This window comes from Parabacteroides provencensis, assembly GCF_900232875.1.
Lineage (GTDB): Bacteria > Bacteroidota > Bacteroidia > Bacteroidales > Tannerellaceae > Parabacteroides > Parabacteroides chinchillae.
Genome location: NZ_LT960489.1, coordinates 682,177 through 702,503, shown reverse-complemented (window position 1 = coordinate 702,503; position 20,327 = coordinate 682,177). Strand labels below are relative to the sequence as shown.

General features: G+C 38.4%; 16 protein-coding genes and 2 pseudogenes. 12 read left to right on the top strand and 6 right to left on the bottom strand.

Going from position 1 to position 20,327, the window contains the following annotated elements; translation table 11 throughout:
• Nucleotide 1: 1 nt before the first annotated feature.
• From CTY47_RS09835 to CTY47_RS09780, 12 genes are all read left to right on the top strand, one after another.
• Complete coding sequence (locus CTY47_RS09835) at nucleotides 2-1,294, top strand: BT_3928 family protein (RefSeq protein WP_099464578.1); 1,293 nt, start codon at nucleotides 2-4, stop codon at nucleotides 1,292-1,294.
• 32 nt (nucleotides 1,295-1,326) lie between these two features.
• On the top strand, nucleotides 1,327-2,082 hold the full coding sequence (tpiA, locus tag CTY47_RS09830) for a triose-phosphate isomerase (RefSeq protein ID WP_099464577.1): 756 nt from the start codon (nucleotides 1,327-1,329) through the stop codon (nucleotides 2,080-2,082).
• A 58-nt stretch (nucleotides 2,083-2,140) separates the two neighbouring features.
• Complete coding sequence (locus tag CTY47_RS09825) at nucleotides 2,141-2,641, top strand: cell division protein (protein ID WP_099464576.1); 501 nt, start codon at nucleotides 2,141-2,143, stop codon at nucleotides 2,639-2,641.
• Nucleotides 2,642-2,663: 22 nt separating this feature from the next.
• Nucleotides 2,664-3,260, top strand: coding sequence for a GTP cyclohydrolase I FolE (gene folE, locus CTY47_RS09820; RefSeq protein ID WP_099464575.1), 597 nt, complete (start codon nucleotides 2,664-2,666; stop codon nucleotides 3,258-3,260).
• 178 nt (nucleotides 3,261-3,438) lie between these two features.
• Nucleotides 3,439-4,461, top strand: a complete 1,023-nt coding sequence (locus CTY47_RS09815) for a sensor histidine kinase (RefSeq protein ID WP_099464874.1) — start codon at nucleotides 3,439-3,441, stop codon at nucleotides 4,459-4,461.
• A 23-nt stretch (nucleotides 4,462-4,484) separates the two neighbouring features.
• Nucleotides 4,485-5,240 (top strand): LytR/AlgR family response regulator transcription factor, encoded by a 756-nt coding sequence (locus tag CTY47_RS09810; protein ID WP_099464574.1) that lies wholly within the window; start codon nucleotides 4,485-4,487, stop codon nucleotides 5,238-5,240.
• Nucleotides 5,241-5,471: 231 nt separating this feature from the next.
• Entirely contained in the window at nucleotides 5,472-6,980 is a 1,509-nt protein-coding gene (locus tag CTY47_RS09805; RefSeq protein ID WP_099464573.1) for a 4Fe-4S binding protein, read from the top strand.
• Nucleotides 6,981-7,002: 22 nt separating this feature from the next.
• The gene (locus tag CTY47_RS09800) at nucleotides 7,003-8,391 is read left to right on the top strand and encodes an aldo/keto reductase (protein WP_099464873.1); all 1,389 of its coding nucleotides are present in this window, start codon (nucleotides 7,003-7,005) and stop codon (nucleotides 8,389-8,391) included.
• A 103-nt stretch (nucleotides 8,392-8,494) separates the two neighbouring features.
• The gene (locus CTY47_RS09795) at nucleotides 8,495-10,687 is read left to right on the top strand and encodes an outer membrane beta-barrel protein (RefSeq protein ID WP_099464572.1); all 2,193 of its coding nucleotides are present in this window, start codon (nucleotides 8,495-8,497) and stop codon (nucleotides 10,685-10,687) included.
• 13 nt (nucleotides 10,688-10,700) lie between these two features.
• A complete protein-coding gene (locus tag CTY47_RS09790) occupies nucleotides 10,701-11,735 on the top strand; it encodes a sensor histidine kinase (protein ID WP_099464571.1) in 1,035 nt (344 codons plus the stop codon).
• On the top strand, nucleotides 11,722-12,426 hold the full coding sequence (locus tag CTY47_RS09785) for a LytR/AlgR family response regulator transcription factor (protein ID WP_099464570.1): 705 nt from the start codon (nucleotides 11,722-11,724) through the stop codon (nucleotides 12,424-12,426). Before CTY47_RS09790 ends, CTY47_RS09785 begins: the two co-directional genes overlap by 14 nt.
• Nucleotides 12,427-12,458: 32 nt before the next feature.
• Nucleotides 12,459-12,965, top strand: a complete 507-nt coding sequence (locus CTY47_RS09780; protein ID WP_233202141.1) for a cupin domain-containing protein — start codon at nucleotides 12,459-12,461, stop codon at nucleotides 12,963-12,965.
• 3 nt (nucleotides 12,966-12,968) lie between these two features.
• Here the strand turns inward: CTY47_RS09780 and CTY47_RS09775 are convergent, their stop codons facing one another.
• The 6 genes and pseudogenes from CTY47_RS09775 to CTY47_RS09750 form a co-directional block, all read right to left on the bottom strand.
• Nucleotides 12,969-14,222, bottom strand: coding sequence for a hypothetical protein (locus tag CTY47_RS09775; RefSeq protein ID WP_394340712.1), 1,254 nt, complete (start codon nucleotides 14,220-14,222; stop codon nucleotides 12,969-12,971).
• 25 nt (nucleotides 14,223-14,247) lie between these two features.
• A pseudogene (locus CTY47_RS09770) lies at nucleotides 14,248-14,856 on the bottom strand (DUF349 domain-containing protein); the annotation flags it as partial.
• 210 nt (nucleotides 14,857-15,066) lie between these two features.
• Nucleotides 15,067-16,283, bottom strand: a pseudogene (locus tag CTY47_RS09765) (DUF349 domain-containing protein); the annotation flags it as partial.
• A gap of 107 nt (nucleotides 16,284-16,390) precedes the next feature.
• The gene (locus CTY47_RS09760) at nucleotides 16,391-18,091 is read right to left on the bottom strand and encodes a lipid A phosphoethanolamine transferase (RefSeq protein ID WP_099464568.1); all 1,701 of its coding nucleotides are present in this window, start codon (nucleotides 18,089-18,091) and stop codon (nucleotides 16,391-16,393) included.
• On the bottom strand, nucleotides 18,078-19,253 hold the full coding sequence (locus CTY47_RS09755; protein ID WP_099464567.1) for a BamA/TamA family outer membrane protein: 1,176 nt from the start codon (nucleotides 19,251-19,253) through the stop codon (nucleotides 18,078-18,080). The genes CTY47_RS09760 and CTY47_RS09755 overlap by 14 nt, the downstream gene beginning before the upstream one ends.
• Before the next feature lie 82 nt (nucleotides 19,254-19,335).
• Nucleotides 19,336-20,298 (bottom strand): phosphatidylinositol-specific phospholipase C, encoded by a 963-nt coding sequence (locus tag CTY47_RS09750; protein ID WP_099464566.1) that lies wholly within the window; start codon nucleotides 20,296-20,298, stop codon nucleotides 19,336-19,338.
• Between the last annotated feature and the right edge of the window lie 29 nt (nucleotides 20,299-20,327).

Here is a 20,327-nt window from a genome sequence, read left to right as displayed (position 1 = left end):
AATGAAAGGAAAAGAGGCAGTACTGAAAATCATTGCAGAGAGTTGTCGTTTACTGATAGGACTTGTATTTGTTTTTTCCGGAACAGTAAAGGCAGTAGACCCGATGGGAGGAGCTATCAAGATTGGTGAATATCTTGCTTCTTTCGGGCTTGACAAGTTACAATCTTTTTCCGTATTAATCTCCTTTAATCTGTCTGCTGCAGAGTTTACTTTGGGAGTATGTGTTTTGCTGGGGGTATATCGCAGATATGCATCTTTCCTTACGCTTGTATTTATGCTGTTTATGACGCCGTTGACGTTGTATTTGGCACTTTATAATCCGGTTTCCGATTGCGGATGTTTTGGTGATGCGTTGGTTATAACTAACTGGCAGACATTTTACAAAAATATTGTTCTTCTGGCTGCTGCGATAATTGTATTTATTTATAATCAGAAATTATTGCAATGTTATACATACAAAGTATATTGGTTTATAGCTTTGTATGCTTATGCTTTTAATGTATGTTTTGCCTATTATAACTATAATCATCTTCCGATCTTGGACTTTCGTCCATATAAGGTAGGAGCTAATATTCCGGCTTTGATGTCTATACCGGAAGGTGCGCCGGAGGACGAATATCGCTATTCATTCATTTATGAGAAAGATGGTGTAAAACAGGAATTTTCATTAAATGATGTTCCTGCAGATGACAGTACCTGGACTTTTGTCGATTCAAAAACAGAATTGATAAAGCAAGGATATATACCTCCGGTTGCAGCGTTCAATATTTATAATGACAAAGACGAAGATGTTACAAACCTAATATTGGATAATCAGGATGGAGTGCTGCTGTTGGTAGCTCCTAAACTGGAACATGCGAGCGATGAACGGATTGATGAAATAAATAATCTTTACGATTATGCTTTGGAAAACAATATTCCGTTTTACTGTGTGACAGGTTCTGCACCGGCAGCTATAGCTGAATGGAGTGATAATACTGGAGCTGAATATCCTTTCCTCATGGCAGATGAAGTATTGCTGAAAACAATTATCCGTTCTAATCCTGGTTTAGTGCTTTTAAAGGGAGGTACAGTATTGGCAAAATGGCATTATAACGATATTCCGCAAGAAGAAGATCTGAAAAAAGTTATAGATGGTTATCTGCTGGGAAAAGAGCCTGTGGCTAAAGAAGATGGTCTGTTATTAACCAACCTATTAACTTTTACCGTACCTTTGTTGCTCGTTTGGATGTATGATTTCGGGAGAAATCGCCGAAAGAAAAAAACTGGTAAAAACGAGGCAGAAAAGAAATAAGTTATTGTATTATATATTAAATAATAAGAATTATGAGAAAGAATATTGTTGCAGGAAACTGGAAGATGAATACTACTCTTCCTGAAGGTTTGGCATTGGCTAAAGGTTTGAACGAAGCATTGAAGGGCAAAACTCCGAATTGCGATGTAATTATCGGAACTCCGTTTACTCACTTGGCAAGTGTTGCAGCTGTTATTGATACAAATAAGATTGGTGTTGCAGCTGAAAACTGCGCAGACCAAGTTGCGGGTGCTTATACCGGCGAAGTTTCTGCTGCTATGGTGGCTTCTACAGGTGCAAAATATGTTATTTTAGGCCACTCTGAAAGACGTGCTTATTATCACGAAACTCCGGAAATCCTGAAGACAAAAGTAAATCTGGCTTTGGCTAACGGCCTGACTCCTATTTTTTGTATCGGTGAAGTATTGGAAGAAAGAGAAGCTGGTAAACATTTTGAAGTGGTAGACGCTCAGATTAAAGGTTCTTTGTTTGATCTGTCTGCTGAAGACTTCAGCAAGATTGTTTTGGCTTACGAACCGGTTTGGGCTATTGGTACAGGTAAGACTGCTACGTCTGACCAGGCAGAAGAAATTCATGCCCATATCCGTGCAACGTTGGCTGCTAAATATGGTAAAGAAGTTGCAGACAACTGCACTATCCTTTATGGTGGTAGTTGCAATGCAGGCAATGCAAAAGAATTGTTCTCTAAACCGAATGTAGATGGCGGTTTGATTGGTGGCGCTTCTTTGGCTGTTGATAAATTCATGCCTATTATCGAAGCATTTTAATTAAGCAAAATAAAATAAGGGCAGCCTGGTGAAGGTTGCCCCTATATCATTTGTCCAGATGAAGAAATTTCCTTGTATTATATCGTTTTTATTTTTTCTGTTTTGTGTAGTAAGCATCTCTGCTCAGACATTAGACGGGCCTGCTACAACTATATTCGATGATTTGCAATTATCCGGATATGGGAAAGGGCAGGTAATAGTAAATCAGTCCTCCGCTATCCGTAACATGATTGGTGCACGTATGCATGGAGCAAATGTGGAGAAGACAGACAATGAAACTTATCTGAAGATACAAGGTTTCCGTACACAAGTATTTTCCGGTAACAACCAGAGAAAGTCTAAAGATGAAGCATTCCGTAAAGAGAAAGAAATTAAGGAAATGTTTCCGGATGTACCTACTTATGTTACTTATAATGCTCCTTTCTGGAAATTGCGCGTCGGGGATTTTCGTTCACATGAAGAAGCTTATCACATGATGCGCCTTTTAATGGATGCATTTCCTTCATATGGAAAAGAGATGTATATAGTAAAAGAAGAAATTAAGATTCCGTTGAACTAATACGAAGCATAACACAAAAGAGATGGATTTAAAACAGAGTGAAGAAGAAAAATCCCGTGTCCAGGGAGAATTAGCTGTTCATTATAACGCAATCCTTAGTTTATTGGGAGAAGACCCTAAGCGTGAGGGCTTGTTGAAAACTCCTTTCCGCGTAGCAAAAGCAATGCAGTTTTTAACTAAAGGTTATAGTGAGGATCCCGAAGCTGTACTTCGTTCGGCAATGTTTCAGGAAGAGGACTATAAACAAATGGTTATTGTTAAGGATATTGATTTCTTTTCTCTTTGTGAACATCACATGCTTCCGTTTTTTGGAAAAGCACATATTGCTTATATTCCTAAAAAGTATATTACAGGCCTGAGCAAGATACCTCGTGTAGTAGATATTTTTGCCCGTCGTCTACAAATACAGGAACGCCTTACGATGCAGATTAAAGATTGTATTCAGAAAACACTCGATCCTTTAGGGGTAATGGTTGTTATTGAAGCACAGCACATGTGTATGCAGATGCGTGGTGTAGAAAAACAGAACTCTTTGACTACGACTTCCGACTTCACCGGTTTTTTTCAACAAGCTAAAACCCGTGAGGAATTTATGAACCTTATTAAGCATAACCGCTAAAATTGTCATAAGTTCTAATTTTTAAGTGCATAGCTCCGTATATTTGTACACGGGGCTTTTTTATGCGTGCAATATTATTTTCTTTTCGTTATTATACCTTCTTTTTTCGTTTTGCTTATTTAAAGCAGGTAAGTAGAAATTATTTTGTTTTTCTTTGTAAGTAAGAAAATAGATGGTTATGGACTCATTTGATGCATATATCACCCGGAATCTTCCATGGGCTAGCTTAGTTAGCACAGTATTCATTATATATCCAAACATATCTTGTCTTCCGTGGCAGCTGGATCTGCTGAATGAGTCTGGCTATATGGTCTTTTTTCTCTATTTTATTTATCGTATATTCTTCTTCTGGGGATTAATATATTGGTTGATACGTTATAATTTGAGGAAAATACCTTCTGCCCAGTTTAAAGAAAGGTTCATCCGTAATTTTATCTATTCTCTCGTAGCATATCTGGTTTTTGCTTCGGTTTCATTTTGGATATCTACTTTCGGTTTCTTTACGGATTTTAGAGGTAGCACGTTGATTTCCCAGTTCTTTACCTTATGTACTTTATGTACTTTTATCGGTTATATATCAATGATGTATTCTCGCCAGCGAGAAAAAGAGCAAGAGATTGAACGTCTTCGTTTTGAAAACCTGCAAAGCCGTTGTAATGCGTTGGCGAACCAGATTAATCCGCACTTCTTTTTCAATTCATTGAATGGAATACAGTCGTTAATTCGGAAAAAGAACGATGGCCACACACTGATGTATGTCCATCAATTGTCTGATATTTTTCGCTATCTGCTCCAAAGTGACCGGAAAGGTCTGGTAATATTGAGGGAAGAGTTGGAGTTTATACAATCTTTTCAATATGTAATGGAGGTTCGTTTTGCGAATAAACTTGCTTTTTCAATAAATGTGAATCAAGAAAAAAAAGATATGTTGATGTTGCCTGTTCTTTCACTGCTTCCACTGGTAGACAATATAGTTGTACATAATATGATAGATAGCGAACATAAAATGTTGATCTCAATTTATCTGAATGATTATGATGAGCTGGTAGTGTCAAATCCTGTTTATCCCAAGCTCTCTCAATCAGATACGAATGGTACAGGACTTAAAAATCTGGAGAACCGTTTTAGTTTATTAATGAACAAACAAATACGGGTAGAGTGTGATGAGAAAACGTTTCGTGTTTATCTTCCTTTAAAATAATATGCCTTTTAAAAACAGCGAATATGAGAGTGTTGATTGTTGAAGACGAAACTGCGGCCTACGAAAATTTAATAGGTATTCTTTCGGAAGTTGCACCGGATATTGAAATAACAGGCAATACAGAGAGTGTTACTCAAACAGTTTGCTGGTTGCAGTCTAATCTGTTACCAGACTTAATATTTATGGATATTCATTTATCCGATGGTTCAGCGTTTACTATTTTTGATAAAATAAAATTGGAAGTCCCTGTCGTTTTTACAACAGCCTATGACAGATATGCAATAGAAGCATTTAAGGTGAATAGTATAGATTATTTGCTGAAGCCTGTGAAGGTTGGAGACGTGAAGCATGCTTTGGAAAAATATAGTAAATTGACACATCTTGATGTCATCCAATATTTGTCTAGATTGGCGCAGCTTGCTCCTGCACGTAAATATAAGGATAAACTGTTAGTACCATATAAAGACAGGTTACTGCCGGTTAATCTGGATGAAGTTTCTTTTTTCTATACGTCAGATAAAAGCACGTATATATATTTAAGAGACGGAAGCAAATATCCATACTCCAAGACATTGGAGCAAATAATGCCAATATTGAGTCCGGCAACTTTTATCCGGGCAAATAAACAATATATTCTTAACAGGGATAGCGTCACGAATATAACGATATGGTTTGATAGCCGCCTTCTTGTGACATTGGATGTAGAAGCTCCGGAGCGTATCTATATAAGTAAAAATAAAGCTTCCGAGTTTAAATCCTGGATGGTGAATAATGTATAATAACTCTTTTTAGGTTGTTTTGAGTTATCCAAAATTAAGATTATAAAAATGTAGATTAGCAATTGTTTTGTGACTTTAAAATGTAAAAACCACACAAGAGAGAGGAGATGCCCGATGAAGGATGTCTCCTTTTTCGTGATAAATTCTTTATTTTTCGTTTTAATGAAAAAGCTCTTTTTTTGTTAATTTTGTTCTGTCATCTTTGTATTAATAATAAATAATATTTACAGTATGCTACGAAAAATCAGATTGATATTGGCTGTTGCATTCATATCAATTATTACTCTTCTGTTTCTTGATTTTACAGGAACAATACATGCATGGTTTGGCTGGATGACTAAGATACAGTTTCTTCCGGCTTTATTGGCTCTCAATGTTGGAATTGTTTTGTTTCTGCTAGCTCTTACATTCATGTTTGGACGTATTTACTGTTCTGTTATTTGTCCTCTGGGTGTATTCTCGGATATATTAGCCCGTATAGGAAAGGCAGGAAAGAAATTGCCGTATTCATATTCGCCTGAGATGTCATGGTTGCGTTACGGTGTATTAGCGGTGTTTATCCTTGCAATGGTAATGGGGTTTAATTCGGCGGTAGCATTATTGGCTCCTTATAGTTCTTACGGGCGGATTGTTAATAATTTGTTTAATCCGCTTTGGCTATGGGGCAATAATATGCTGGCTTATTTAGCGGAACGTGCAAACAGTTATGCATTTTATGAAACAGAGGTTTGGATGAAGAGTTTGTCGACGTTAGTAATTGCTCTGGTAACATTTTTAATTCTTGCCGTATTGGCATTTCGTAATGGTCGTACGTATTGTAATACTATATGCCCAGTTGGGACACTACTTGGTTTTGTTTCTCGTTTCTCATTGTTTCGTTTTACAATAGATACGGATAAATGTAATAATTGTGGGCTTTGTGCGCGTCGCTGTAAAGCGGCATGTATCAATCCGAGAGAACATAAAATAGACAATAGCCGTTGTGTGGTTTGTATGAATTGTGTAGATAATTGCCAGCGCGAAGCGATAACTTACAAGCCTGTATGGATGGTGAGGAAGAAGAGTGACGAAAAGTTGGAACAGACGATAAACTTGTCTCGCCGAAGAGCTTTATCTGCAACAATCTTGACGGCAATGGCGGGTACCTTGAAAGCACAAGAGAAAAAGATAAAAAATGTAGAGATGAAGAAGGATGGAGGACTTGCGCCGATTAAAGAACGGAAAGCTCCTCTGCGTCAAACACCACTTGCGCCTCCGGGGGCGTTAAGCGTTCGTAATATGACGCAGCACTGTGTGGCATGCCAGCTTTGTGTTACGGTTTGTCCGAATCAAGTATTGAGCCCTTCAGATAGCTTGATGACTCTGATGCAGCCGGAAATGTCTTATGAACGCGGCTATTGCCGGCCTGAGTGTGTCAAATGTTCAGAAGTTTGTCCGGCTGGAGCCATACGCCCGATAACAAAAGCTGATAAATCAGCGATCCAGATTGGACATGCTGTATGGTTAAAGGAATATTGTGTGGTAAATACAGACGGGGTAGAGTGTGGAAATTGTGCACGTCATTGTCCAACAGAAGCAATCCAAATGATTGCAATTAATCAGGATGATAAAACTTCACATAAGATTCCGGTTATTAATACAGAGCGTTGCATAGGTTGTGGCGCTTGCGAAAATCTTTGCCCTTCTCGTCCATATTCTGCTATTTATGTGGAGGGGCATTTGGTTCACCGGATTATATAATTTATTTATAAAGACTAACAACATGAAAGAACAAGATAAGAACATAAATCGTCGCGAATTTTTAAATATTGTAGGACTTACTGCAGCTACTACAACGGCTACACTTTATGGTTGTACTTCTAAACCGGAGAAAAGTTCTGTAGGAAATGCTTCTCTTGTTGTTCCTACAGACCGGATGACATACCGTGTTCTGCCAGGTAATGAAGATAAAGTTTCTTTATTAGGGTATGGATGTATGCGTTGGCCGACAATACCCTCTCCTGATGGCAATGGTGATCTGATTGATCAGGATGCGGTAAATGAATTGGTGGATTATGCAATTGCACATGGTGTGAATTATTTTGATACATCTCCTGTGTATGTACAAGGTTGGTCGGAAAAGGCTACGGGTATTGCTCTGAAACGGCATCCACGTGAGAAGTTGTTTATTGCTACCAAATTATCCAACTTTGCCAATTCATCAAGAGAGAACTCTATAGCAATGTACTGGAAATCATTTGAAGATTTGCAAACCGATTATTTTGACTATTATCTGCTTCATGCTATTGGTGGTGGTGGAATGGAGGTTTTTAACAGGCGTTATATTGACAATGGAATATTAGATTTTTTGATTGCAGAACGTGAAGCAGGTCGTATCCGTCGTCTCGGATGGTCGTTCCACGGGGATGTGGCCGTTTTTGATCAGGTGCTGGCCATGCATGATTCGGTTAAATGGGACTTTGTGCAGATACAATTGAATTATGTCGATTGGAAGCATGCTACTGCCCAAAATGTCAATGCCGAATATTTATATGGAGAACTTGAAAAACGCGGAATCCCTGCTGTTATTATGGAACCACTATTGGGGGGCAGGCTTTCCAACTTACCGGATCATATTGTAACACGGCTAAAGCAACGTCGTCCTGACGATAGTGTTGCTTCATGGGCTTTTCGTTTTGCCGGTTCGCCGGAGAATGTTCTTACGGTGTTAAGTGGCATGACTTATATGGAACATTTACAGGATAATATCCGTACATATGCTCCACTTGTACCTCTGGTTGATGACGATAAAGATTTTCTGGAGGAAACAGCAGAATTGATAATTGCATATCCTACAATTCCGTGTAATGATTGTAAATATTGCATGCCTTGTCCTTATGCAATTGATATTCCGGCAGTCCTTTTGCATTATAATAAATGTGTGAATGAAGGTAACGTATCACAAAGTAAAGGAGATGCAAACTACAAGGAAGCTCGCCGTGCCTTTTTGGTTGGTTATGATCGTAGTGTACCTAAACTTCGCCAGGCAGACCACTGTACCGGGTGCAACCAGTGTAACGAGCATTGTCCGCAAGGTATTAATATTCCTAAAGAAATGCAGCGGATAGATAAATTTGTTGAACAATTGAAACAGGAGACACTTCCCGGGTAGATGATTTAACCGTTAGTCAACAAAACCATTCCATTCGTCATATTTATTTGAAGAATGAAAGTGGCACCTCTACTTTTGAATTAAAATCAAAAATAGAGGTGCTATGTGTAAAGTTTATCTTTTATTATTAAGTATAATATATCTTTCGGTAAGCTCGTTGTGGGCACAAACCGATACAATTGCAGACCAAAAGATTGAGGAAGTAGTTGTAATAGCTAAACTTCCGTCAGTACAAATACAGCCTGATAAAACAACTTTCCGGCTAGATGCTTCTGTAGCTCGTAACCAGGGTAGCCTGTATGATGCCCTTCGCGGATTACCTGGTGTGATTGTGAATAATGACGGGACAATCATGTTGAACGGACAGTCCGGAGTCAATGTTTTGATGGACGGCAAATCTACCTATCTGAGCGGACAGGAACTGATAAACCTATTGAAATCCACGCCCGCTACAACAGCAGAAAAGATAGATATTATTACGCATCCTTCCTCACGCTATGATGCCAGCGGAAACTCGGGAGTTATCGATATTCACACGCGTAAGATCAAACTCCGGGGAGCGAATATCGCGCTTAACGGAAACTTTACTCAAGGGCGTTACTCTACCGGATATGGTAGTGCGTCACTGAATTACCGGAATGAAAAGTTTAATATGTTTGCAACTTATTCTTACTACCAGGGGCAAGAATATGATGAACTGAATATTGACCGTGTATTTGTTGATCCACGCACAAGTGAAGATACCGGATTAAATCTGCATCAGGATTCTTATCGGCGCGATCTTAACAAGATGCACTATTATCGCTTTGGCCTTGATTATTATTTGACAAATCGTAGCACATTAGGTTTCACTTTTGATGGTAATCATTATGATAAACACCGGGTTGGGACAATGGATTCCTATTTTAAAACTTTAAGGGAGCAATCGGATTCAACCCGGTATACGTGGAATGACAGCCGGAAGAAAACTACGAATCTGACGGCCGGAGTAAATTTTACTCATAAATTCGATTCGGAAGGAAAAAGGTTGGATGCATCTTTTGACTACCTCCGTTTTAAATATAATGATAATCAGTTCCAGCACGACGTATTTTATGATGCAACTTTTGATCGACAAAAAAGAGATTCTTTGCAAGGACATATGAATGGGATATTAAACCTGTATACAGGACAAGTGAACCTGGCTTTATCTCATGGTGATAAATGGTCGTTGGATGCAGGTGCAAAGACATCATTTGTAAAACTGGATAATAGCGCAAATTATGCAGATGTACTAAATGGAGAGTATATTTATAATGCTTCTATCAGTAATTGTTTTGTGTATGAAGAAAACATTAATGCGGGCTATTTGCAGCTGAAAGCAGATTTCAAGCCGATACATATAGAAGCCGGTTTACGGGTAGAAAACACGCGGGTTACCGGAAAACAATCGGGAAACTCTCTTCAAAGAGACTCTTCTTTCACACAACATTATACAAACGTATTCCCTACGCTGTTAGTGCTGTTCAGCATTAGGGAAAGTAGTCTGTCTTTATTTTATGGCCGGCGGATTGTACGTCCTGACTACGGCGACTTGAATCCTTTTATTTACATCTTCGACGACTATACTTATGAACAAGGGAATACTATGTTAAAGCCCCAGCTATCCAATAATCTGGAGTTTGCGTATATTCATAAGACGTTGTTTAAGGCAAGCTTTTTCTTTACGCACATTCATGATGTAATAGTAAAGAGCTTTTCGTTGATGGACGATAACCGGATACTGGTTTCGCCGGCCAATTATTCTTCGGCTTTTAGTTTGGGGCCGCGTATCAGTACCTCTAATTTGCCGTTTACATCTTTCTGGGATATAAATGTAAATGCATCTGCTATTTATAATCATTTTCGGTGGTTGGCAGACGGAGAAGAACAAGTAAGCAAACGATTGGCTTTTGTGGGAGGATTCAATAATCTGTTTTCTTTTGGAAAAGGGTGGTCGGCCGAGTTGAATGTCTCTTATAGAAGCAAGATAGCTGCGGGGCAGGCTTTAATGGCTCCTGTCTGGCAGATGGATGCGGGTATCAAAAAGCAAATACTGAAAGGTAAAGGGAGCATACAATTATATGCGAGAGATATTTTTAATACGTACAATCGAAATATGGATGTGGTTACACCCGATCAGAAAGCCTCTGTAAAAGAACACGAGGGCCAGTCTCTTATCGGCATCTCATTTTCTTACCGTTTTAATAGTGGATATAATGCAAAAGAGAGTCGCTCAAAAAATAGTATAGATGAAAGTAAAAGGATAAATTTGTAATAAAATAATATATATGAAGTTTTTGTTTCGTGCTCTGTCCCCTTTGTTTCTTGGAGTCGTGATGTTTAACTGTATTCGGTTTACCACAGATTTGTTGCGATATGAAATACCGTGGAGCAGTGGTCCTATGAAGTACCATCTATTTGCTTTGTGTACTACGATTGTAATGTGCTACGCTTTTGATTTTGCCAGCCGGTATTTTCTTTCCCGGATAAGGCCGAAATTGAAAATATCTGTTGTTCCGGAATGTATGCTGATAATACTGAACCTGTTGGTTGTCATGAATTTGATAATGTTTGTTGGTGACCGGCTAGGTGTTTTATATATGGGAAATATTATTACTGATTATGTAGTAGCCAATGTGATTTACATACCACTTTTTTTGATTTATTATATCATTCTTCGTACGAATCAGTTGGAAACGGATTATCATCGGCAAACTTTGCAACTGGAAAAGATAAGAACGGATCAATTGGAGATGGAACTGAAATTCTTGAAATCTCAATATCATCCTCATTTCCTGTTTAATATCTTAAATACAATTTATTTCCAGATAGATGAAAAGAATAAGGAGCCGCGGCGTACTATAGAAATGTTGTCGGAGTTGCTGCGTTATCAATTGTATTCGGAAGATAACAAAGTGTTATTGGAGCAAGAGTTTGATTATTTGAATACCTATATTGCCTTACAGAAGCTCCGTGCAAACGAGAGGCTGGAACTGAATACATTTTTTGATCCGTCTTTGCAGAAGTATAGAGTCTCTCCTCTACTATTATTACCGTTGTTGGAGAACGCTTTTAAATATGTAGGAGGCGATTATAAAATAGATATTACTGCACGAAAAGAAAAGAACGGACTCTTTTTTAGTGTAACAAACTCTATACCGCCTTCTGTTATCCAAACTCGTAAACGTGCCGGTATCGGTTTAGATAATCTGCGGAGGCGGCTTGCCCTGTTATATCCTGGCAAACATACATTGGAAATTAGTAAAGAAGATAATATTTTTGTTGTAAAATTGTTTATTGTGTTAGAAGATGCAACCTGTTAAGTGTGTAATTACCGATGATGAACCAATGGCCCGTAAAGGATTGGTTTCTTACGTGGAGAAAGTAGATTTTCTTACACTTACCGGTGTATGCGAAGATGCTATTCAATTGGATAAGTTATTGAAAACGGAACAGCCGGATTTGCTTTTGCTGGATATAGAGATGCCTTACCTTTCCGGACTGGATCTTTTGGCAACACTGGCAAATCCTCCGAAGGTAATTATTACATCTGCTTACGAACAATATGCTTTACGGGGGTATGAGTTGGATGTGACAGATTATTTGTTAAAGCCAATCTCGTTCGACCGGTTTCTGAAAGCAGTTAACAAGGTCTACAACATATTGCAAAAAGAGATGAATACAACTAACAATCTTGATAAATACTTGTTTGTAAAGAGTGACAAGCAGATGATCAAGGTGTTTTTGAAGGACATCCTTTTTATTGAAGGAATGGAGAATTATATTGTTATCTATTTACCTTCCGGCAAGTTTACTGTGCACTCTTCCATGAAAAAAATCATGAAATCATTACCAGGAGCCCAGTTTTTACAAACGCACCGTTCTTATATAGTTAATAAGTTGATGGTAGAAGGTCTGGAAGGGAACCAGTTGCTTATTGGAATACATAAAATACCGGTAGCTCGCAATTTCAGGGAGGTGGTGTTTAAACAAATTCTGACGGATATTTTATAGGAACTGTATTAATCTGATAAATAGTTTGTGGTATGAATATGGGTATGATGGAAAATGAGACGCTGGCCGAATATTGGATCGGACGTTTAGGTATGACTCCGCATCCGGAAGGAGGTTATTGTAAGGAGGTATATCGTCCTGAACGTTGGAAACCGCTTGAAGGGTATCCTTCTGATAAAAGGGTTCTTACCACAATTTATTATTTGCTGGAAGGTCAGGATTTTTCTGCTTTTCACCGTATTAAATCGCCCGAGAGCTGGTTTTTCCATAAAGGAGAGCCTTTATTCATTTATTCGTTTGAGCAAGGTTGTTTGGTTGTCCGCGAGTTATCAGATAGGGAAGACGGGGAATTACAGATAACTATTGAGCCTGGAGTATGGTTTGCCGCTCGTTTGAAAGAGCCTTATGGCTTTAGTTTGGTAAGTTGCGCTGTGGCCCCCGGTTTTGAATATGCAGACTTTGAATTGGCGAAGAAGAAAGAATTGCAGGCTGTATATCCACAGGATACAGAAATAATAGAGCAATTATGCCGGCGATAGATATTATGTCATTAATATATAAGCTCTGTAACGGGCTTCCTTTGTAACCGGACAAAGGGAGAGATAACCTTCTGTAATCTTACCGTTTTCCAGTTTTAATGGATAAGCTTTTTCCATAAAATGATGGTTTTCGTATGCTTCACCGGTCTGATGGCTGTAGGTAATACAGAAATTACCTTTCTTTTTGAGGTCTATATACTTTTCAAATAAACGAATGGCTACCATTCCCATTGTGTACCGCATATTGATTTCAATACAGGGATGAATGGAATAGTTTCCGTTCTTTTCTCTATATACCAGCATATCAACACCTAAATACCCCGTGTATATATTGCCATATATTTTTTGTAATGCCAGACAAACAGCATTCTGAATTTGTTGAAACTTGTCTTTGTCCGAATAACGACAAAGCAGGGCTCTCATGTCTTCCTGATTCTGTAAAATGTTACCGGAATAAGAACCTTTCTCTTCTGTGTTGAAAACAGACAGACCCTTGTATTCTACCGTTCCTTTTCCATCGGAATAAAATTCCATAGCAAAATCTTGTACTTTATCCAGGCCGTATTCTATACTGATGGTTCCTTGTTTGTTGAAAGCCCCGTTTATCCAGGCTTTGTCTTTGTCGGTCAGTTCAGGCCTGTTTATCCAATGCAATCCTCTTCCGGAAGAAGAGTATGGGGTTTTCAGAATAAAGGGCGCATGGTGTAATGTAAGGTGTTTTTTTATTTCATCAATTTGGGTGCAAAATGCCGGGGTAGAAGGAATTGAAATGTCTGGTAATAAATTACGTAACATCTCCAGACATTCGGCTGCCGTTTGCCGTCCGGCCAAGCGTTTGTATTCTTCTTTCCAGCTTGGGACAGCTATGTTTAGTGCAAATTTCTTTTTTAGTTTTTCAAATAATTGGATGCTATGAGGTGATAATCCCCAGGGAGCCGCTTCTGTTTTTTCGGAAGAAGAAATAAATTTGTTTATTTCTTTGGGCATTACAGGAGTGGCAAACGGATGAAATACTTCGGGTTGTAAAGATAGAAAGTGAAGAGAATTTATTTCATCTATTAGTACATAATCCTCCGGATTTGCATACCATGCGGGCAAGAAAGCCAGCTCTTTTGTCATTCTTTGTACATTGGCTGGCGGAGTATAGTTTTCTGTTCCTAAAAGTATGGCTGTTTCATGGCCCGGATTAAAGTAATGAATTTTTCTGGTCATAGCAGATAAAATAACGAAGCCGTCTTGTTGAGAGGACGGCTTCATTAATTATTATGTTTTCGAATTTGGTTTATTCAAGATTTTCATCAATTGCTTCAATCTTTTTGATTGTAAGCTCCATATCCTCCTTCAGCTTTTCGATCTTACGTTCCATCTCTTTCAACAGGCCGCCACCACCTTTTGATGAAACACTAAGGAAGCCGATGTTGTTTTCGTAAGTCTGCAGTTCATTTTTCATGCGTTCGTACATGCGCATTAGCTTTTCACGTTCTCCGTAAAGTTTGCCTTTGCTGTGTTCGCCGCTGGCCATATCATTCAGATTGCTGCGGAAATTTTGCATCTTACGGTCGTTCTTGTCTACTTTCAGACGGTCAAACTGTTTGTCTATAGCTTCGTGATATTCTTTGTATATTTTATCTTTTTCTTTGAATGGGACGAAACCTATGGAACTCCACTCAGACATAAGACCTTTCAATGTTGCCAAAGCCTCCTCAGGGTCTGTTTCATTTAGGCTGTTAATTTTTTCAATTAATGCTTTTTTTGCAGACAGGTTATTTTGTTCGATGCTCTTTTGTGAGACTACATTTTTATTTTTTTGTTCAAAGAAATAGTCACAAGCAGAAATAAAACGTTTCCAGATAGGATCTGAATGTTTGCGGGCTACAGAACCGATGGTTTTNCAAAAGGGGAGGAGGGAGAGAGGAAGGGAAAAGAAAAAAAAAAGGAGAGGGAAGAAGAGAGGAAAAAGGCAGAGAGGAAAAGAAGAGAGAAGAGAAAAGAAGAGGGGAGAGGAAACACAAAGAAAAAAGAAGAAAGAAAAGGAAGAGAGCGAGGAAAAGAAAGAGAGAGGGAGAGAGAAAAGAGGGAGAACAACAACCACACGACCAGACAGCTTTTCTCTGTGGCAACGTTCCAATCTGTGCTGTCTTTTAAGGCTTCAACCTTCTCACATAATGCCTTTTTGAGTTCGAGATTCTTTTCCATCTCCTCTTTGATGGCCTTATAAAATTCACTCTTTTTATTAAAGTAAATGTCACAAGCGGCGCGGAAACGTTCAAAAATCTTTACATTGAATTTCTTTGGTGCAAAACCGATGGTTTTCCACTTTTCCTGTAAGGCGATGACTTCTTTGTTTTTTTCCTCCCAGTCTTTGAATGATTTCAAAGTGCTGAAATCTATTGCTTCAATTTCTTCACAGATTGCAGTTTTAGCTTCCAGATTTTCCTGTTCTTTTGCTTTCAGCTTCTCAAAATGTTCCTGGTGGCGTTTGTTGATAACTGTAGATGCATTTTTAAAACGGGTCCATAAATCTTCGCGCAACTCTTTCGCTACCGGACCAATTTCGCGCCATTGCTGGTGCAGTTTCTGTAATTGGTGGAAAGCTGAAATAACATCCTGCTCATTTTCCAGTTTTTCTACTGTCTCACAAAGAGCTGTCTTTAATTCAAGATTCTTTTTGAAGTCGTAGTCACGGAACTGGTTATTGATTTTTATAATATCGTAGAACTTTTCGCTGTAAGTTGTATATTCTTTCCACAAGTCGTTTACATGCTCTTGTGGAACGGCTTTGATATCTTTCCATTTCTGTTGAATATCCTTGAAGTCGTTATATAGTTTATTGAAGTCTTCCTGACTTTCGCTTAACGCTTTTAGTTGATCAATTAGTTGAAGTTTAAGCGTGTAGTTCTCTGCTTTTATACGTTCTTCTTCTGCAAGAACAGCTGCCCTTTTTTCTTTATATGTAGCTAGTAAATTCTTGATTTGATTTTCTGTTTCATCTTCAGGAGCTACAAAATCCTTTTCTTCTCCCCCATTTTCAAGGAAAGCTTTCTTTAGTTCGTCCACCTCGCTGCGGCGAATCTTATAATATGTCTGTTTCAAAGATTCTACTTCGCTACGGGAAGTTTCTGCCGATTTTTCAACTAACTCTGTTAGTTTATTGACAATTTCTTCTTTGGTTAACTTGCTGACAGCAGTAACTTCTTCTTCCGAAACTGTGTTTTCAACATTATTCGGAGTTTCTTCCGATCCGATAACCGGAGCTTTAGCTTCTTCCAATTTGCCGGTTTCTTCTACAGGCAGATTAGTCTCAACGGTGTCCTTCATATACAATCACTTATTTAAGAAAAGGATATTTTTCCTATATCAAGTCACAAATTAAGCTAAATATTTTGTGATAACAGCATTTACAAGCAATTATTTACATGCAAAAGTTAATATTTAATCCCCATTTTACGAAACATATTAAAATCGGTCTCTTTTAACTTTATATCTTTCAGTAAAATAGGAAGGTTGTGATCGTTCAGGTATAATCGTTTTTGCTCTTTAAAATCTTTGCTAACTACTGATAACGAGTCATTTTTATAAGGCGTATCTATTCCTCCGATATCTAGCATAGTATGAAAAACCGAGTTACTGGATATGGCTTTTGAACTGTTTTCTTTTGCCGTATTATATAAGGAAATATGATTTTCCAGATAAGGCTGGGACATCCATATCAGATAAGGTACATGCAATTGATAATAACTGGGTACGGGAGATGCATGGAGAAATAGATTCCGGTTGTCGTCGAAAATGTCTTCTCCGTGATCGGAAGTGTAAAGCATTGCAGCCGAATCCTGTGTGTTATCCAGTATTGTTATGAGCCGGGACAGAAAGTCGTCGGTGTAGCAAATCGTATTGTCGTATGCATTTATGAGATTTGTACGGTATTTGACTTCTGCTCCTTCCACCTGGTCTGGTAAAAAAGCCGCTTTAGTAGCAGGATAACGCTCCTGGTAATTGAAATGTGATCCATATGTATGCAATACAATGAATTGTTTATTGTAGTTTTTCCGGATTTCTTTTTCAACCATATCTAGTAACACATCATCCGATGGATTGAATTTGGAATCCAGACTGTCTTCTTTAATGAAGTCGTATATGTCGGCTTCTTCACCGAAAAAGTCAATAAATGAATGATTCGGTCTTTGGTTTGAAAAAAAGGCAGTATGGAAACCTGCTTCTTTGAAAGCAGTGATGATACCCTTTTGTTTATATATGCAATCGTAATTATCTGCAGATACGGCCGACAACAATATGGGAACACTTTTATGGGTGGTGTTTGATTGTGTCAGCGCATCTTTGAAAATTGTCAGACCGTTTATCCGGGCAAGTTGGGGAGTTGTATTGCGTTCATAGCCATATAGTCCCCAATTCAAGGCTCTTGATGTCTCTCCTATGACGAGAACATAAATTTCTTTTTCTTCCTGGGCATGGGATGGTTTTGCCTGAAAAGTGAAGCCGGAAGAAGTTGTTTTGTATAGTTCGAGTTTATGTTGGCGTTGAATAGCTAAGCCGACATTATAGCAAACATTTAAGGGGAACATGTCTGTTTGTATCTTATATCCGGGTTCTACCTGGTAAGTAAAAAGCGTAAATAAAACACCTATGGATAGAATAATAGAAGAAACCGTTTTTTCTTTGCGGAGAAAATTATCGGTTAGTTTTTCTTTCCGATAGATAGATGCAATCCCTAAAGCCAATGCCGGTAAGTACAGGAAGCAGACACCAATGATGGCAGGAGTTAAATTGTCTAATAATTCCATAGCTTCACTGGAGTTTGTTGTTGCCAGATTCAGGAACATATCTACGGCTATAATCGATTCGCCGAATAAATACAAAAGTACTAATTGAAATGCCCCGAAGAATATAAAAGGAAATAATATCCAAAGCACTTTCCCCGGTTTGGCGGATAAAGACATCAGGAACCAATAGAAAGATAGCGGTACCAATATATTGCATAAATTAGCAAGGAAAGACATTTTTTCTGTAAACAGAAAGAATATATTGGGTACTATCAGTACAAATAAAAAAAAGAAAAATAGAACTTGCTGATCAAAAACAGCATGGTATATATTCTTAAAATGCTTCATTGATATTAAATATAAATCCGGTTTGATTTTTTCCAAATCCTAAATCCAGCCGTACGTTTACACCTCTTTTAAACTCCCATCTATAACCAAAACCATAATTCGGCAAAGTATGTTTAAATTGTAATTCGTCAAATTGATGGAATATATTGCCGGCACCAACCCATACGACAACTCCGTTTCTTCTCCATATATGCTGGCGTAATTCAACTTGTATCTCCATTATATTTTTGTCACGATAACGACCTTCGTAATAACCCCGCATGGCATACGAACTGCCTAATATAGCCATTAATCCCCAAGGCGGATTCCCATAATTAAATAAAGAGTGGAATTCTCCGGCTAAAATGCCTCCTTTCCATACTGTATGGTAGATGCTGGTGCGGATATCTGTGGCACTGAATGCATATTTGTTTCCTAAAAAAGCGGGACTGAATTTTTGTTCTGCTTTTAGATAATATCCTCTTGTTGCATTCGTAAGCATATCTCTCGAGTCATAAGACAATATGATACCTCCCGTAAGATTGGAAGTCGTCATTGCCATTCCTTCCAATAATTCCGGTTTTCTGAAATCCATACCATGTACATAATCAAAACTTATGCTTGGACCAAGGTATAAATTTGTTGCAAGACGGAATAAGAAATCTGTTTTTACCTGTGCTTGAAAACGTTTGTATTTACTCTCGTTGTCGTTGTTATTACCGTTGTCATATCCAATACCCCAGAATTTGCTGGGGAAAGAATAAAAGTAAAGGTTATAGTTTAACCTGTATTTATTTTGCGGGAATAAATTATTTCCCCGTATTCCTAAAAGAAAGAAACCTACGGTCGAAACATCGCCGTATAATGAGACATTGGAGGGGGGAAGAAGAGTATCTCTCCTGTCCATACGGTAAAGTCCTGCGGCGACAAGCCCGATGCCTACTTTGGTATCACTTGAATAATGGGGACCGCCTATGATACTGAAGTCAAACGGTTTGTTTTTTGTGTTTTTATTGGAATCTTCGAAATAATCTAATACTTTTTTGATAAGAGAACGGCGTTCAGCTGAATCTTTCTGCGCATAATGATTGTCGTCTGCCTTTAAGCCGTTTCTGGCAAAGCCGGACAGGACACATGAAAATAATATAACACCAATAAAAAATATCGATAATTGTTGCTTCATCTCCTATTTTTTAAACATCTGCGATTTAATAAAAAATAGTGAAGCTGAATTGTTCTTATATAATCAATATTCGTACATTTATTTACATATTGCTTTGAATAAGTGCTTTCGTGACCATTTTCCCTTTTGCAGAACCTGCAAAATCTATTAAAACGATGCCACAACTGCTTTTCCCTAACCTCCGGATATGTTTGGCTACAGGTTCATTTACTTTTTCGGCAAAATGTATCGGGCCAGAGACCGGAACAGCAGTTGCACTTACAAAAGTAATAGCCCAAAGGTCAGAGTTGGCAGGTTCGGATGCTCTTTTATTGATATTGTCTATACATACTTGCGTTTTATAGCTGGCTTTTTCATCTGACGGATAAAGGTATTCGTCTTCTACAATAGCACGTCCTTCTGTCCCGTCGTTATCTCGCATAGGCATGTTGAATGTGGCGTTGTCTCCCCATACCGATCCCAGGCATTCAACTCCGGGATAGTTCTTCATGGCATGGTCGCGATGCATAAATAAAATTTTACCACGACATTCTCCCAACGTAATGTCCGGACGAAAATCCTGAATGAAATAAGATTGATATTCCGGTTTTTCTAAAGTGGAAGATAAAGACCGGGTATAATCGGATATTTTCCCATTTTCTTTTTTAAGCGATACGATCAAAGTTTCGGAAGGGTTCTTTTGTAGAAAACGGATAAAGTCTGCCAGAACGTTTTCTTCCCAATAAATATCCTGAAATGCAGGTCCGTGATAAACGCCTAGTTTACCGTCTTCCATAGCCTGCAACCGGATATCAAAGCAACGTATTCCTTCTGCTAATTGAGAGGCAATGTCTATATCTTGTGTTTGAAGTAAAATGCCGCCATTGCGACAGGCTCCGCTGTCGTGACTTCCCGGTATGGAAATCAGGCATAGGCGGGTGTTATCCGCAAGTTTCGACATCCAGTTCTGAAAGTCTTTTGTCTCCAGGGATGTTTGCTTTACATCTTGGGAATAGGCCGTGAATGCACAGAGCAGGCTAATAATGATTCCGTATAAAATTCTCATTTATGATTCTTTTTGATCGTTTGTGGACG

What these genes read in the sequence shown, in the direction of transcription:
- CTY47_RS09835 (WP_099464578.1), top strand. Translation starts at nt 2, where the DNA reads ATGAAAGGAAAAGAGGCAGTACTGAAAATCATTGCAGAGAGTTGTCGT.
- tpiA (WP_099464577.1), top strand. Translation starts at nt 1,327, where the DNA reads ATGAGAAAGAATATTGTTGCAGGAAACTGGAAGATGAATACTACTCTT.
- CTY47_RS09825 (WP_099464576.1), top strand. Translation starts at nt 2,141, where the DNA reads ATGAAGAAATTTCCTTGTATTATATCGTTTTTATTTTTTCTGTTTTGT.
- folE (WP_099464575.1), top strand. Translation starts at nt 2,664, where the DNA reads ATGGATTTAAAACAGAGTGAAGAAGAAAAATCCCGTGTCCAGGGAGAA.
- CTY47_RS09815 (WP_099464874.1), top strand. Translation starts at nt 3,439, where the DNA reads ATGGACTCATTTGATGCATATATCACCCGGAATCTTCCATGGGCTAGC.
- CTY47_RS09810 (WP_099464574.1), top strand. Translation starts at nt 4,485, where the DNA reads ATGAGAGTGTTGATTGTTGAAGACGAAACTGCGGCCTACGAAAATTTA.
- CTY47_RS09805 (WP_099464573.1), top strand. Translation starts at nt 5,472, where the DNA reads ATGCTACGAAAAATCAGATTGATATTGGCTGTTGCATTCATATCAATT.
- CTY47_RS09800 (WP_099464873.1), top strand. Translation starts at nt 7,003, where the DNA reads ATGAAAGAACAAGATAAGAACATAAATCGTCGCGAATTTTTAAATATT.
- CTY47_RS09795 (WP_099464572.1), top strand. Translation starts at nt 8,495, where the DNA reads ATGTGTAAAGTTTATCTTTTATTATTAAGTATAATATATCTTTCGGTA.
- CTY47_RS09790 (WP_099464571.1), top strand. Translation starts at nt 10,701, where the DNA reads ATGAAGTTTTTGTTTCGTGCTCTGTCCCCTTTGTTTCTTGGAGTCGTG.
- CTY47_RS09785 (WP_099464570.1), top strand. Translation starts at nt 11,722, where the DNA reads ATGCAACCTGTTAAGTGTGTAATTACCGATGATGAACCAATGGCCCGT.
- CTY47_RS09780 (WP_233202141.1), top strand. Translation starts at nt 12,459, where the DNA reads ATGAATATGGGTATGATGGAAAATGAGACGCTGGCCGAATATTGGATC.
- CTY47_RS09775 (WP_394340712.1), bottom strand. Translation starts at nt 14,222, where the DNA reads ATGAAGCCGTCCTCTCAACAAGACGGCTTCGTTATTTTATCTGCTATG.
- CTY47_RS09760 (WP_099464568.1), bottom strand. Translation starts at nt 18,091, where the DNA reads ATGAAGCATTTTAAGAATATATACCATGCTGTTTTTGATCAGCAAGTT.
- CTY47_RS09755 (WP_099464567.1), bottom strand. Translation starts at nt 19,253, where the DNA reads ATGAAGCAACAATTATCGATATTTTTTATTGGTGTTATATTATTTTCA.
- CTY47_RS09750 (WP_099464566.1), bottom strand. Translation starts at nt 20,298, where the DNA reads ATGAGAATTTTATACGGAATCATTATTAGCCTGCTCTGTGCATTCACG.